The organism is Spirosoma profusum, from assembly GCF_014699005.1.
GTDB lineage: Bacteria > Bacteroidota > Bacteroidia > Cytophagales > Spirosomataceae > Spirosoma > Spirosoma profusum.
Genome location: NZ_JACWZY010000026.1, coordinates 82,905 through 98,784 on the forward strand (window position 1 = coordinate 82,905; position 15,880 = coordinate 98,784).

Consider the following 15,880-nt stretch of genomic DNA (forward strand, 5'->3'; position numbering starts at 1 on the left):
AATCCATAATTGATTGTTACGCTAATCTACAACTAACACAAAAAGATTACGTATGTCTTTTCAGTCAGATCGCTCTGAAGATTTATTGTTTGATGCTGCCCGCAAGGGCGACGTTCGTTACCTGAATCAACTCATTGACAACGGTGCAGAGGTGAATATCCAGAATGACAAAGGATTTACGCCCCTGACGCTGGCGGCATACAGTGGTCAACTGGAAGCTGTTCGCGTTTTGCTGGATGCGAACGCCGATGTAAATACGCAGGACATAAGTGGGAGCACGGCGTTGATGGGCGTTTCGTTTAAAGGTTATGTGGATATCGCCCGTCAGTTAATCGAGCGTGGCGCTAATCTGAATTTGCAAAATCGAACGGGCGGTACGGCGCTGATGTATGCGGTTATGTTTGGACACAATCAACTCGTTAAGCTCCTGCTCGACCACGGCGCTGATACGTCCATTCGGGATAATCAGGGGCAAATCGCACGTGATCTGGCGATTCAGAAAGAAAATCAGGAAGCGTTGTCGTGGCTTGCTACGTAATACCTGTTTTTATGGGCTCATAGCTGGAACGCCTTTCATTTTTTCTCAAGCAGTAAAAACATTTCAGCGGACTGCCAGGCGTGCGGAAAAGCTATCTTTTTCTTTACTAACGTTTGCTCAAGAACGGTCAGGCCGGGGTAATGGGCGTCACTGGCCTGATGTTCCCAGGTAAGCGGATAATCGAGATTGCCAATCATGCCACGCTTCTGACCGAAGAAATGGTCTTCGGCCCAGACCAGATACGGAGAATTGATGCCCGACGATTCCTCGGTTTGCTTTCCCGGTACGTGTTCATCTTTGAAATCCAACCAGAACAGCGACGAGTAGCTATCGTATTGCTTTGGAATAACATAAGGGTCGTCAAGGCCCAGTTGTTTCAGCCCGTATTTTAACCATTTCGTCTGAAAAACAGGATGTTCAGCAAAATCTATCTTCCCATGAATGTAGTTTTCTTTCCGAAACTGACGTACCGAATCCAGTACCATTTGTACAGCCGGATGGGTTTTATCGGCCACTAACGATACCAGAAACAACACCTCGCCCAGATTGTCGGCTTCGGCCATTCGGCGGTTGTTCCGGTCGAAGGGGTTACGGATGGCCATAATCCAGTCCCGAATCAGCGAAAGGTTATTGGTTTGACGTAGCACCATCGCCATCATAGCCGCATCGCGATACCGGGGCTTGAAATACACCAGGAAATTAGGTACGGGTCGTCCGTTTGTTACGTTGATAAGGATTTCCTGATGCAACACACGTAGCACGGGCCCATAGGTTTTATCTTCGAAACGAGGCAATTCGACCCGGCTACGGGTACCTGGGATTAACTTCGGGCGTTTAGCGGGCTGGAGCAGCCACACACCGGTTTCATCTTCGCGAATTTGAATAATCTGTCCGTCAGCCAGCGTCAGGTGCACTACGTATTCCGACGGAACAATGATTTCGTGTTTCACTGACCACTGTTCCTCAATATTTCCAGTGAGCGCGTTGAGTAATCGCCCTTTTCGGTAAATGAGTTTCAGGCGACTCCCCATCCCGAACGTAAAGAATTTCAGGTCGGGCAACTCGCGCTGATTCGGGTGTTCCTGCCGAAGCAGAGACAGGTTACTCCGATACGTTTGCAGAGCCTCCGCCGGATCGGGAAGCATGGCTGGTGGAATAGGTCTCTGCGCTGATGCCGAAAGCGTTATCAAAAACACAAGCAGAAACCTTAGAATTTTCATACAGGAGGAGTGAGCGTTCGAATTGACTAGGTAGATCGTTACGTGACTTGGGCACTATAGAAGGCCCCGACAGCCAGAGACTGTCGGGGCCTTCCGCAATTTAATGAGCTAGTCGTTACGTATCAAATCACTTCATCACGCGTCGGCATGGATGCCTGAGCGCCCATACGCGTCACCGAAAGCGAAGCGGCTTTGCAGGCGAACGTAACGGCTTCGGTCCACGATTGACCCTCGGCCAGCGATACGGCCAGCGCACCATTAAAACAATCACCCGCAGCCGTTGAATCGACGGCGGTAACACGAGGCCCTGTAACCAGTTGTTTCACGTCATCGGTACTTATATAGGCTCCTTTGGCTCCCAACGTAATCACTACGTTCGAAATACCCAGTTCACGCAATTTTTGTGCGGCCTGTTCGGCAGTTGCTACGTCGTTTACGTGAATACCCGTCAGGAGTTCGGCTTCGGTTTCGTTGGGCGTAATTAAAAACAGATGGGCCAGTAAATCGGGTGGCAGTGTTTGAGCGGGAGCCGGATTCAGGATGACCCGCAATCCTCGTTCAGTAGCTTTCCGCACTACGTATCCGACGGTCGGCAGGGGCGTTTCCAATTGGATTAATACAATGGCATTCGACTCAGTTTGCTCCAGGGCGGCATCGGTTTCGGCAGGTTGCAGATTGGCGTTGGAACCGGGCGCAACGGTAATGCTGTTTTCACCCGCGGCATCCACGTTAATCAACGCCACTCCCGATGGATTTTCCGTATCAGTCAGTACGTAATCGATACGAATTCCTTCCTGTCGGAAACCGTTAACAGCCTGTTGACCAAACATATCGTTACCAACTTTCGCCACGAACGTTACGTCTCCCCCCAGTCGGGCAGCGGCCACCGCCTGATTGGCTCCTTTCCCTCCCGGATTCATCAGGAACGTACCACCCAGAACGGTTTCGCCGGGCGCGGGCAGCTTATCGGCCTTCACGACCATGTCGGTATTCGAACTCCCAATTACCAGAATCTGGTTTGCCATACACTGACTAATTTTACGCCTGAATACAAATTTATCCAGCCCTCCGTATAAGACAAGCCGGGTGCCCTGTCTACCTTTACGACCATGAATTACCTTTATATAGTCCTTGCTTTTCTGGTTGGTTTGGCCATTACGGTTCAGGCCGGCGTAAACGCCAATTTACGTCAGGCTATGGGTAATCCGATTCTCGCAGCGGCCATTTCGTTTGGGTCAGGCTTTGTTGTGCTCGTGCTGCTGTTTCTGGCGACGGGCGGGACAAATCCTCCGGTCGATGCCGTCCGACAGGTAAGCTGGTGGAAGTGGATGGGCGGACTTATGGGCGCCATTTACATGATCACGGTTATCGTGAGTGTCCCTAAAATAGGCACCGCTAATCTGGTGAGTCTGAGCGTAGCGGGCCAATTAATGGCCGCGCTAGTGCTGGACCATTATGGCTTTATGGGGTTCACAATTCACCCGGCAAACGGCTGGCGACTGCTCGGAATCGCGCTCATTATTGGTGGTGTTCTGCTGGTGGTGCGGAACTGAGTTTTTTATGGGTTGATTAGAATAAGCAGCGAAACGACAACGATGAAAGCCAGCCAGCTCAGCCAGAAGACGCGAAGGTCACGTTTTCGTTCTTCCTGGGTCATATCCTGGCGTCGTTTCAGGTTTTTCTGAAACGCTCTCTTCAGAAAATACACCGAACCAGCCAGCCCTCCCAAACCCAGGTATAGTACCAACGCGGCCACAAATCCATAGCCAGCACAGAGGATATTACAGGCTATCGCAGCCATTCCATACGCGACAATTACTCCCAGTAATGCCAGCAGTACGTATCCAACACGCCTACCGCCCGTGCTTTTGGGATCATCTGAGGTAACACCTTTGCGATCAACCTGATTTTCAGAACGTACTGTCGAACGTATCGAATTGCCATTTTCCAACGTATCACGCACTACTTCAATACGTCGGCCACCGAACACCTGTTGGGTCGAATGAGCGGGGATGCTTTGCTGGCTCCAGATACCACCCAACAAACCAAAAAGCAGAAAATTCGCGGAGAAAGCCAGCGTCAGAACGTTTCGACTGCGCTGGTAATTGATTGTAATAGCCTGATAGGAAAAGTTATACGTAGCAATCACCCCGGCAAGAAGCAGCCACATACACCATTGCAGCCAACGTAGCGGTACATTCTCCAGTAAGGTTGCGCCCAGCGATATACCGTTGAAAGCATTACAAATTTGACCCAGAATAAGCAACGTAATAGCGAGAGCTTTGTGTCGGCTCGCCCAATAAGAGATAGATTTCATAACATCAGTAAGCATTATTTAAAATACTCAGTATTCACCATTGTGATACCTCCCTAATTATTTTCAATTAAAGCAGCATCGACAACGTATCACTTACCGGTCTCGCTACGTCAATTGCTAATTCTATACCCTTAAAAATTTATTGATTCAACCAGGTTTTTGCTGTGGGCGAACGTCTATACGCTTATTTCTATATAAGTCAATTACAAAAACATTGTTTTATAGATTACACAATTCACAAATAAACGCTATACAGATTCTCTACCTTCAGTCTACTATTTCACCGATTTTCCTAAAGATATACTACAGGAAAAAATTGCGCTATGCTTACATAGAATATTGACAATCAACGTCATAAAGGATTATTACTAACTTATATTTATGAGTTGTTCTATATAGCAAACTTAAGACCCTATTTAAGATACCGATTTCCATATATAAGTAACTCTATACACACTGGCACAGATTTTGTGCTTCGTGCTAACGCCTTATAGCCCAATTAGGCTTTAACCGTTAAATAGATAACTATATGCCTACCTGTATTGCCACCTCCTCAATCAACGAGAAGCCGATACGGTCCTTCTTTTCAGGCAAACTACCCAGAACCATCTCAATAGGTATTCTCTGGATTTTTGGTATGCTGTGCCCTTTTCTTGTCGAAGCACAGTGTACGCTAACCCCTACTGCTACAGTAAAGATTACCGAAAGCAACAACGATGCTACACAGGTAATAGGCGGACCGGTTAATACGTCATCGACAGGATTACGGTTAGGCGGCCAGTACATTGGGTTGCGGTTTGCGTCGGTTGCTATTCCTAAATCAGCGACAATTATCGACGCCCGCGTTCAGTTTACGAGCGCTGGCACTTATAACGATAATCTGGCAAATATTGAAATCAAAGGGCATAACGTAGGCAATTCCGGTTCGTTTTCGTCTGGATCATCTACCGAAATTTCAGACCGCTTTTCGTCGGCAGCTACCAACCACACTGAATACTGGGGTAATGGTGACGGCTGGACTGATGGTCAGGCCGGCGCCAGCCAGCGCACAACTAACCTGGCCACCATTGTTCAGGAAATCATTGATCGCCCTGACTGGAATCCCTCGAACCCGATTACACTGCTTTTCAATGCTACCGGATCAGGCGCTAATACTATGGCTAAATCAGCAGATGCCTTTGGTAACGCTGGCCCTCAACTGGTTATTTCGTATCGGGTAACGACAACCATTGGTGTTACGGCCACTGTATCGGGCTGTTTCAATAACACACGGGCAATGGTGAGTGCCGAAGTAAACTGGGCCAATGCACCAGCGGGCGATAGCATCATTGTCGAATTAGGCGGCCAGCGCCGGGCTGTGTTCCCAGGCTTTAACGTCGTTACTTTTTTCGATCCGCCAGATAGAAACGGCGTAAATTATCCAACGAACGTTGACCTTGAATTTGCGTCTCCACAGATCGTTACGTTTGAGGTTCCTGCCAACGGCGCTGGTGGCACAATCAATACGTATTTTAAGAACAATCCCGGCTGTTCGGCTTCGACCACTTTCACGGCTCCTACTGAATGCCCATCCCTAACCTGTACATCCGGTGTTGACCTCAGCGGTACGGCTTATAACGATTTTAACGCGGATGGAATCAAAAATGCGGGTGAAACGGCGGGGGTACCGGGCGTTACAGTTACGGCTGTCGACTGCGCCGGTACGTCGTTTACGACGGTCACCAATGCGTATGGCCAATATAAATTAAACATTCTAGCAGCGAATTACCCGGTGCGGGTCGAGTTTGGTAATCTTCCTGCCGGTTATACGGCGCAGGGAACGCCAAATGGAGTAGATGGACGTACTACGGTACAGTTTGTTCCGGCACCCGACTGTACCGTCGATCTGGGCATGTTGAATCCTGTTGATTACTGCCAGTCGAATCCTAAACTGTTTGCCCCCCGCTACGTGAATGGCAATCCATTGGGTGGCGGTACAGCTGGCTCATCGATGTCTTTTCTGGCTATCAACGATACCGATAGCTCGTATTATGTTTTCAATTCGGGGAACCATGCCAGTACGGCAAACCCGACTCAGCTAGCTACAGCGGCTCAGGTAGGTGCGCTCTGGGGCGTAGCCTATAACCGGCAGACCAAAACGATTTTCACCTCGGCTGTGCTACGTCGGCACGCTGGTTTAGGTCCGCAGGGTCTGGGTGGTATTTATGCTATTAACACCGTCACCAATGCCGTTACAAACTTCCTGAACGTAACGACGAGTCCCCTTAACATTGGTTTAGGAGCTATAGGCACTAACGATATGCGGGGACTTCCGAATAACACCACCGACCCCAGCCGCGATGCCGGTATTTTTCCGCAGGTTGGTAAAATCGGTATGGGCGGGTTGACCATTTCTGATGATGGTAATCAGCTTTATTTTGTCAATCTGGACGACAAAAAGGTTTACGGGTTGGACATCACGGCTTATAACGCTGGCGGTGCAGCACCTGCTACGTATACGTCGTTTACGATTCCTAATGGTTGTACGACCGGCAGCGGCAATTCTCGTCCCTGGGCGATCAAATACCGTCGCGGAAAGGTATACGTCGGCGTAGTCTGTGATGGTTCTGTTACCAACAATCGGTCGGATTTGCGCGCTTTTGTGTATGCCCTCGACCCATTGGCTAATTCCTGGACCCCTACGTTCAATTTCCCACTCACGTATCCAAAAGGTCCCGGTGAACTTTTCGACGATCAAACCAAAGGAAAGAATTCAGTCAACTGGCGTACCTGGACGGATTCGTTTGAAGCCATTACGCCTGATGGCAAAAACCTGACACGCAGCCAGCCAATACTGACCGGAATTGAATTTGATATCGACAATTCGATGATACTGGCTTTTGCCGATCGCACTGGCTTACAGGGTGGCAGCAGAAACTATGGCTCGATTCCGGGCGATACAGCAAAATACAACACCATCAGTGGTGGCGAACTACTTCGGGTTGCCAACCGCAACGGTATCTACACGCTGGAAAACAATGGCAGTGTGTTAGGCCAAAAAGGTGCTTTCCCGAATAACAATCAGGGACCAGGTTTAGGTGAATTTTATAACGACAACGCCAATTTTGAATCGCCTTACCTGGGTTATGGCGAAAATGCGCTGGGTGGTCTGGCACTACGTCCTGGTTCGGGGAACGTCGTTGCAACAACCATGAGTCCGCTGAATATGGCCGCCTATACATTCAAATCGGTCGAAGTGAATTCAGCAAATGGCTTCCGACGGCTTTCCAATAAAAACGGCACAATACAATCGGCCTATGTTATTTACCGGAATCCGAGTCCCGACTATTCGCAGAACACGGCCGGTCTGGGCGATGTAGAAATAGGCTGCGCGACGGCCAGCTTCATCGAAATCGGAAACCGTGTCTGGACCGACACCGACAGAGACGGAATTCAGGACCCTTGCGAATCGGCACTGGCGGGCGTTAACGTAACGATTTACAAAGCCGGTACGTTGATCGCTTCGACCACGACTAATGCCAATGGTGAATATTACTTCTCATCGAAAAGCAAACTCCTGATCGGAAGCTGGAACGGTACGGGCGCCGATACTACGTTGCTACCCGCTACGGCTTATCAGGTTGTATTCGGGTCAGGTGGCCAGTTTACGGGTGGCGCACTGCACATCAGCGGAAAACATTACGAACTGACGGCAGCCGGCAGCACAGCGCCAACGGCCAGCACATTGAACGATTCAAATGCGCAACTGGCAACGGTAGCCGGCATCAATGCACCAACCGCTAACGTAACAACGGGCGCTCCTGGCTCTGTTAACCATACGCTCGACGCCGGATTTATCTGCACAATCACTAGCGTAGCCAGTGTATCCGTAACGCCCGCCAGTTGCACCGGCACAGGAGCCAATGTGAATGGAAGCATTGTGCTCACAGGCGTACAAAACGGTGAGAAAGCCTTTATTTACACCAGCTCACCCGCGCCTTCGTACACGGCAACCGGTGGCCAGCCGGTATCGGCTTCGGCGGTTTCGTTTACGGGTTTGGCTAATCCGTCAAATTCAGTTGGTCAGAGTTATTCGATCATTATCTACAACGGTCCCGGCTGCTTCACCGTGGTTACCGCTACGTTGCCGCAAAACAACTGTGCTGGTTGCACGGTCAGTCTGACGGCAACGGCAGGTCAGTGTTCGCCCGCTACAAACACCTTCACTACGTCGGTGGTTGTCCGCGTAGCCAGCACAGTGACCGGTATCTTGACCGTTGCCGATGGACCAGTTAGCCAGACGTTTGCCACCACGGCGGGTACTACTACGTCGTACACGGCTATTTTTAACGGTCTTCCGGCCAACTCAACGGGTCGTATCGCAACGGCAACGGTGCCCGGTTGTGCCAGCGCTTCCACTACGTATTCTTCACCAGCTTCCTGCTCGGCGCCCGTCTGTTCGCTCACGGCCACAGCGAATCCTGGTCAGTGTACGCTGCCTGCCAATACGTTCTCAAACACGGTATTGATTCGCGTTGCCAACTCCGTTGCTGGTACGTTAACTGTAACCGATGGCGGTCAGACGCGAACATTTACGACATCAACCAGTCCTGCTACGTATACGGCTACATTTACCGGATTTCCGTCAAACGGAAGCCTGCATAACGTAGTGGCCACGCTGCCCGGTTGTGCGACCACGACTACTACGTATACGGCGCCCGGTTCCTGTACGCAACCAAGCGGAGCACAGGTTGTTATAGATAAAGTCGTCGATAAATCACGAGTTGAGATTGGTGGCACAATCACTTACACAATGTCTGTATCAAACACAGGTACGGCTACTGCTTCGACGATTGTGGTACGTGACTCTTTGTCAACGGGTTTAGTCTATCTCGGAACCACCAGCCTACCAGCTAACACCACGTTCACACCGGGTTCGCCCATCAGTAACTGGACCATCCCCAGCCTCTCGGCCGGGCAGAGTTTATCAATGACGTATCAGGTACGTGCCGACAGTTCAGGCGTTATGTACAATGTGGCTACTATACCGGGCGATACCGCTGTGGTCTGTTCGTCAGTACCTTATGTGGTCTGCACGGGCGATGAATACATATTTGAGATAGTCGCTGCGCCGGGTCGTTCCAGTTACCACTGGTATAAGGATGGTGTAGAGATTCAGAATAATGGCTCTAACGTCTTATACATAACAGCCCCCGGCGCCTATAGTCTGGCCGTCGATATTGAATCAGGAAAGTGCCCTGATTATAGCTGCTGCCCCTTTATTGTCGAAGAAGAAGCGTTGCCGTCGTTCCAGGCCGCTACCGTAGCGGCCACCTGTTCGGGGGGCGCTTCGCAGAACAATGGTCGAATTGTACTCAGTAATTTTCAGTCGACCAATACGTATCAATATTCATTAGGTCCCGACTTCAATCCGGCGGCTTCTTTATCAGGACCAGCTCAGCTGATTCCGGCCGGCGGCATAATTGTCAGCAATCTGGCGAATCCGGCTACGGCTCAGACGTACACGATTCGCGTTTACAACCGGGGTACCTGCTACACCGACGTAACGGTTACCCTAAACCCAACCGCCTGCTGCAACATAAGCGCAGTAGCCAGCGCCGGACAATGTTCGCCAGCGACCAATACGTATACGGCTACGGCGGTTGTTACGCTAACCAACTCGACAACCGGCACATTGACCGTTACGACCGGCGCACGCAGTGCTACGTTTGCCGTAACAACTGCTGGTACGAACTCGTATACAGCTACGTTTGCCAATATGACTGCCGATGGCGTTAGTCATCCGGTTGTGGCTACGTTACCAGGCTGTTCGTCAGCCACTACGGCCTATACAGCACCCCTTTCCTGTTCGGCAGCTCCTGTGTGCTCGTTAACCACTACGATCACATCCTCCACCTGCTCACCAGCTACAAACACCTATCAGACTACGGTAAGTGTAAGGATACTTAACTCAAACGGTGGTGTGCTGACCATTACCAACGGCGCACAAAGCCAGGCCATTGCTACCACTACCAGCAGCGATGCTACGTACCCGGTTGTGTTCAGCAATCTGGTTTCCGATGGAGCCAGCCATATTGTGGTAACCTCACTACCCGGTTGCTCAACGGCGACTACTACGTATACCGCTCCGGCTTCCTGCTCGGTAGCTCCCGTCTGCTCACTAACGGCCACTACGTTGACCGGTGCCTGCGTGGCAGCTACCAATACGTTCTCCAATACAGTTGTGGTGAACCTGACCAATCTAACGGCTGGTGTGCTGACCATTGTGGATGGTCCCAATAGCGCTACGTTCGCTACGGCGACCGCCAGCGCAGGTTCTTATACGGCAGTTTTTGCGGGTCTGGTTTCCAATGGCAGCAGCCACACGGTGGTAGCCAGCCTGCCCGGTTGTTCGGCTACTTCAGTTATGTATACGGCCCCGGTTTCTTGCTCAGTAGCGCCCGCCTGCTCTTTGACTGCTAACGTAACCGCCGGAGCCTGTGCCACCGCGACCAATACGTATTCGGCTACGGCAGTCGTGCAGGTAGCGAACGTAACAGCCGGTGTGCTGACCATTACCAACGGCTCACAAAGTGTAACCGTTGCGACGACTAGCGGCAATGCTACGTATAATGCGATCTTCAATGATTTGATTTCGGATGGAGCCAGTCATCCCGTCGTGGTTAGCCTGCCCGGTTGCTCAACGGCGACTACTACGTATACCGCTCCGGCTTCCTGCTCCATCACCCCGATTTGCTCGGTGACAGCTTCGGCCATCGCAGGGCAGTGCGATCCGGCGACCAGTACGTTCTCCAATACCATCGTGGTCACGCTGAATAATCCGACGGCGGGGATACTCACCGTTACGGACGGGCCAAATAGTGGTACGATTGCCACCACGGCTACTACAACAGCATCCTATACGCTTATCTTCAACGGTTTGACGGCGGATGCATCCAGTCATACAGTGGTTGCTACGTTGCCTGGTTGCTCGACGATAACTACTACGTATACGGCTCCGGCTTCGTGTTCGGTAGCGCCGGTTTGTTCGATGACAACTACAGCCATAGCAGGTAGTTGTTCGCCAGCCACGAATACGTATTCGGCTACGGCTGTGGTCGCGCTGACCAATCCGACAGCCGGTGTGCTGACCGTTACGCACGGACCTTTGAGTCTGACGTTCGCCACGACGAATGTGAGCAGTGCTACGTTTACAGCCGTCTTCACAAACCTGATTTCGGATGGTGCCAGCCATACAGTGGTGGCCAGCCTGCCCGGTTGTGGCGGAACCACAACGACGTACACGGCTCCGGTTTCCTGCTCGGTTGCACCCGTTTGCTCGCTGACAGCCGCTACGTTTACCGGCGCCTGTGAGGTAGCTACCAATACGTTCTCCAATACAGTCGTAGTGAACCTGACCAATCCAACGGCGGGTGTGCTGACCATTGTGGACGGGCCTTACAGTGCTACGGTCGCTACCGTCGCAACGGGTTCGGCTTCGTATACGGCCGTATTCCCAGGATTGATCTCCAACGGCAGCAGCCACACGGTGATCGCCAGTCTGCCCGGTTGTTCGGCCATTACCACTACGTATACAGCGCCGGTTTCCTGCTCGGTAGCACCCGTTTGCTCACTGACAGCTAACGTAACAGCGGGGATCTGTGCTACGGCGACGAATACCTATTCAGCTACGGCGCTGGTCAGTTTGACTAATTCAACGACTGGCGTACTGACCGTCACGAACGGAACACAAAGCCTGACATTTGCCACCACAGCCGCCAGCAGTGCTACGTTCGCAGCCGTATTTAACGATCTGGTTTCGGATGCAGCCAGCCACACGGTGATTGCCAGTCTGCCCGGCTGCTCGACGATAACTACTACGTATACGGCTCCGGCTTCGTGTTCGGTAGCGCCGATCTGCTCGCTGACGGCTTCGGCTATCGCGGGACAGTGCGACCCGGCTACCAGTACGTTTTCCAGCACGGTAGTCGTTAATCTGGCCAATGTTCCAGCCGGAGTACTGACCGTTACCGATGGCGCCCAGAGCTTAACTTTTGCTACGTCTGCTGCCAGCACGGCTTCGTATACGGCTACATTCAACGGTCTGACTGCCGATGCAGCCAGCCATACGGTGGTGGCATCACTCCCCGGCTGCTCGACGGTAACCACTACGTATACGGCCCCAGCTTCGTGCTCAGTAGCGCCGGTTTGTTCACTGACGACTCTGGTTACGGTAGGCAACTGTACGACGGCGACCAATACGTATTCGGCTACGGCTCTGGTACAGTTGGTCAATCCGACTGCCGGTGTGCTGACCGTTACCAACGGAGTGCAAAGTCAGACATTCGTGACGACCGCCACCAGCAGTGCTACGTTTGCAGCCGTGTTCACCGGTTTGGTGTCCGATGGAGCCAGTCACACGGTGGTGGCTACGTTGCCCAACTGTTCGACGGTTCTTTCGACCTATTCGGCTCCCAATGCCTGCACCCTGGCTCCGGCCTGCTCGTTAACCACAACGACGCTTGCCAGTCAGTGTGATCCAGTCACCAATACGTTCTCCAACACGGTGGTTATCGATCTGGCGAACGTAGCAGCGGGTGTACTGACTGTTACGGACGGTGTGGAGAGCCTGACCTTTGCGACTAATGCCGCCAGCGTAGCATCGTACACGGCTACGTTTAATGGCCTACCATCTGATGGAACCATCCGTACCGTTGTCACGACCGTACCGGGCTGTTCCACAGCGACCACTACGTATACGGCCCCGGCTTCGTGCTCAGTAGCGCCGGTTTGTTCGCTGACGACTCTGGTTACGGTAGGCAACTGTACGACGGCGACCAATACGTATTCGGCTACGGCTCTGGTACAGTTGGTCAATCCGACTGCCGGTGTGCTGACCGTTACCAACGGAGTGCAAAGTCAGACATTCGTGACGACCGCCACCAGCAGTGCTACGTTTGCAGCCGTGTTCACCGGTTTGGTGTCCGATGGAGCCAGTCACACGGTGGTGGCTACGTTGCCCAACTGTTCGACGGTTCTTTCGACCTATTTAGCTCCGCAGGCTTGTAATGTAACATCGGCCTGTTCATTAACGGTTACACCACTCGCCGGTCAGTGCGATCCAGTGACCAACACGTTCTCCAGTTCAGTTATCGTAAATCTGACCAACGTACCAACTGGCGTACTGACTGTTACGGACGGAATTGAAAGCCTGACGTTTGCCACAACAGCCGCCGGTACGGCTTCGTATACGGCTACGTTCAATGGACTGCCATCGGATGGAACGATCCGCACCGTTGTCACGACCATGCCCGGTTGCTCAACGGCGACTACTACGTATACGGCTCCGGTTTCCTGCTCGGTGTCAGCGATTTGCAGCATAACTGCGAGCGTCGTTCCAGGTCCCTGCGTAGGCGAGGTTTACTCTTCAACCGTGGTTGTCCAGATGACGAATCCGCCAGCTGGTATTCTGCGCGTAACTGATGGGCAGTTCCACTCCTCTGAATTTCCATTGACCGAGACGACCGGTACGACCAGTATAACCACCGTCTTCTCCAGCTTAACCGCTAATGGGTCTACCCATTTTGTGGGCGTTACCATTGCCGGGGCCACACGGATTTGTTCTGTACAGAGTGTTTCATACGTAGCACCTTCGTCCTGCCGACCGGCCATCGCCGTCATTGCGACACCAGGTGCGTGTGATACGCCGACCAACAGTTATAGCATTACAGGCACCGTCTCGTTGACCAATGCGTCGGCGGGTACGATTAACCTGTACATCGATAATGTACTATCCGCAACGCTTGCCGTTAGTACGGGCGCAACGTCTGTGCCTTACTCGATCACGGGCCTGGCCTCTGGAACGGGTGGTCATACGATAGCTGCGGAGTTAGGGTCGGTTAGTTCCAGCACAACCTTCAATGCACCAGCTGCCTGTTCGCTGAATCCGGTTTGTAGCCTAACTGTGACTGCTACACCAGGTATCTGCATAAATGAGGTATATTCATCCACTGTGGTTGTTCAGATGACAAACCCACCAGCTGGTATTCTGAAGATTAACGAAGGTGTGCTCAGTTTCACAACAACGGTGAGCGAGGCAACTGGCACGGTTAGTTACTCCACGGTCTTCAGCAATATACCGGCAAATGGCGTAGTTCACGCCGTGAATGCCATTATTGAAGGAAACATACGGACTTGTTCAACGCAAGGTATGTCGTACACGGCACCTTCGACCTGCTTACAGCGCATCGCCATCACTGCGACACCGAGTGCCTGTGATACACCGACCAACAGTTATAGCATTACGGGCACAGTCTCGCTGACTAATGCGTCGGCGGGTACGATCAACCTGTATATTGACACTGTAAAATCCGCTACAATCGCTGTTGGCGCGGGTATTACGTCAGTGCCCTACTCGATCACAGGCTTAGCTTCGGGAACAGGTAGTCATACGATTGCTGCGGAACTAGGAGCTATAACATCCAGCACGATTATCAGTGCGCCACAGGCTTGTTCGGGATCGGGTTCAGGTTCGGTTACCGTTGGCCTGAGTCTCAGTGATCCACCAGAGTGTGTGCCGGGTACCAATACGTATAACACGACTGGTGTTGTGAGCTTCACGAATGCGACAAATGGTCTGCTAACCATCACGGATGGCACCAGTACGACGACGGTTAATGTTACGACCGGAACAACCTCGGTTGCGTATTCCTTCTCGGGATTGACAACCGGAACCGGTACGCACACGGTAGTTGTAACGTATCAGGGACAGAGCATTAGCGTGACTTATGAAGCGCCAGCCGCCTGCCCTGCCGATCCTGTCTGCTCACTCACGGCAACGGCTACTGTCGGCGCTTGTGCTACAGCCACCAATACGCACTCGGTGACGGCTCTCATTACGTTAACCAATTCAACTACTGGTGTGTTGACCGTGATAAACGGGACTACGAGCCTGACCTTTGCGACAACGACAGCCAGCAGTGCTACGTTTGCGGCTGTCTTCAATAACCTGCCTTCGGACGGGCTTACGCACACGATAGTTGCTACGTTGCCGGGCTGTTCCAGCACCACCGTGGGTTATAATGCGCCGGTATCCTGCTCGGCGGTTTGTAGTCTGTCGGCAACGGCTGCTGCCGTACCGGTTACGTGCGCTGGCAGCACTCCTCAGTTGAACGGTAAAATCATCATCAGTGATTTCTCGGCCGGTGATACGTATCAGTACGCGCTGGGAGGCACATTTGGTTCGGGCGTTCTGTTGTCAGGTCCGGCACAGCCAATACCTGCTGGTGGAGTCATTGTCAGCAACCTGCCCAATCCGGCCGCATCGCAGGCTTATACAGTACGTATCTACAAAGCTGGAATGCCAGGTTGTTTCAAGGACGTACGGGTATTACTGCTGACTACCATCTGCGGTTGCCCAGCTGACGCCTGTGTACCGTTCGTCATTCAGCAAACCAAACGCGCAAGACGTATCGGCGATCCGCGATAAGTATAAACCAATTTTGAGATTTCTAAACAACGTAAAGCCAACCGTGAATTCATGGTTGGCTTTACGTTGTTTATGTCATTTAAGAAAAGTAACTTCATCAATTGGCATCAATATTGCCCTATTTCCTTTTCACTCAATTCGGAAAATCCAGGAAAAAGCCCCCTACCACAAAATAAATTTTGGCGAAAGTTGACAGAAAGTAGCCTGGACGGCCATGTCCGGGAGTTATCAACTAATAGATTAGTAGGAGGCTCAGGTATTTATTACGGCAGAACAGCGCTGGGGTCAACTTTTAAACGCCCGTTTTTGTTACCTCTTCTGAACAGATACTGTTTGAT

The 15,880-nt window shown here is 51.8% G+C and carries 6 protein-coding genes; 3 read left to right on the plus strand and 3 right to left on the minus strand.

The window, feature by feature from the left end:
* Positions 1-52 precede the first annotated feature (52 nt).
* Positions 53-538, plus strand: a complete 486-nt coding sequence (locus tag IC229_RS25200; RefSeq protein WP_190890135.1) for an ankyrin repeat domain-containing protein — start codon at positions 53-55, stop codon at positions 536-538.
* 35 nt (positions 539-573) lie between these two features.
* Here IC229_RS25200 and IC229_RS25205 read toward each other — a convergent pair whose 3' ends face one another.
* Together IC229_RS25205 and rbsK are read right to left on the minus strand one after the other, a co-directional pair.
* Complete coding sequence (locus IC229_RS25205) at positions 574-1,758, minus strand: hypothetical protein (protein ID WP_190890137.1); 1,185 nt, start codon at positions 1,756-1,758, stop codon at positions 574-576.
* A gap of 122 nt (positions 1,759-1,880) precedes the next feature.
* Positions 1,881-2,783 (minus strand): ribokinase, encoded by a 903-nt coding sequence (rbsK, locus tag IC229_RS25210; RefSeq protein WP_190890144.1) that lies wholly within the window; start codon positions 2,781-2,783, stop codon positions 1,881-1,883.
* Between the two features lie 84 nt (positions 2,784-2,867).
* On the opposite strand from rbsK, the gene IC229_RS25215 reads away from it, so the two are divergent.
* On the plus strand, positions 2,868-3,311 hold the full coding sequence (locus tag IC229_RS25215) for a DMT family transporter (RefSeq protein ID WP_190890145.1): 444 nt from the start codon (positions 2,868-2,870) through the stop codon (positions 3,309-3,311).
* A gap of 5 nt (positions 3,312-3,316) precedes the next feature.
* Here IC229_RS25215 and IC229_RS25220 read toward each other — a convergent pair whose 3' ends face one another.
* Positions 3,317-4,075, minus strand: coding sequence for a hypothetical protein (locus tag IC229_RS25220; RefSeq protein WP_190890147.1), 759 nt, complete (start codon positions 4,073-4,075; stop codon positions 3,317-3,319).
* Between the two features lie 529 nt (positions 4,076-4,604).
* Here IC229_RS25220 and IC229_RS25225 point away from each other — a divergent pair.
* Entirely contained in the window at positions 4,605-15,542 is a 10,938-nt protein-coding gene (locus IC229_RS25225) for an SdrD B-like domain-containing protein (protein WP_190890149.1), read from the plus strand.
* Positions 15,543-15,880 lie beyond the last annotated feature (338 nt).

What these genes read in the sequence shown, in the direction of transcription:
- IC229_RS25200 (WP_190890135.1), top strand. Translation starts at nt 53, where the DNA reads ATGTCTTTTCAGTCAGATCGCTCTGAAGATTTATTGTTTGATGCTGCC.
- IC229_RS25205 (WP_190890137.1), bottom strand. Translation starts at nt 1,758, where the DNA reads ATGAAAATTCTAAGGTTTCTGCTTGTGTTTTTGATAACGCTTTCGGCA.
- rbsK (WP_190890144.1), bottom strand. Translation starts at nt 2,783, where the DNA reads ATGGCAAACCAGATTCTGGTAATTGGGAGTTCGAATACCGACATGGTC.
- IC229_RS25215 (WP_190890145.1), top strand. Translation starts at nt 2,868, where the DNA reads ATGAATTACCTTTATATAGTCCTTGCTTTTCTGGTTGGTTTGGCCATT.
- IC229_RS25220 (WP_190890147.1), bottom strand. Translation starts at nt 4,075, where the DNA reads ATGAAATCTATCTCTTATTGGGCGAGCCGACACAAAGCTCTCGCTATT.
- IC229_RS25225 (WP_190890149.1), top strand. Translation starts at nt 4,605, where the DNA reads ATGCCTACCTGTATTGCCACCTCCTCAATCAACGAGAAGCCGATACGG.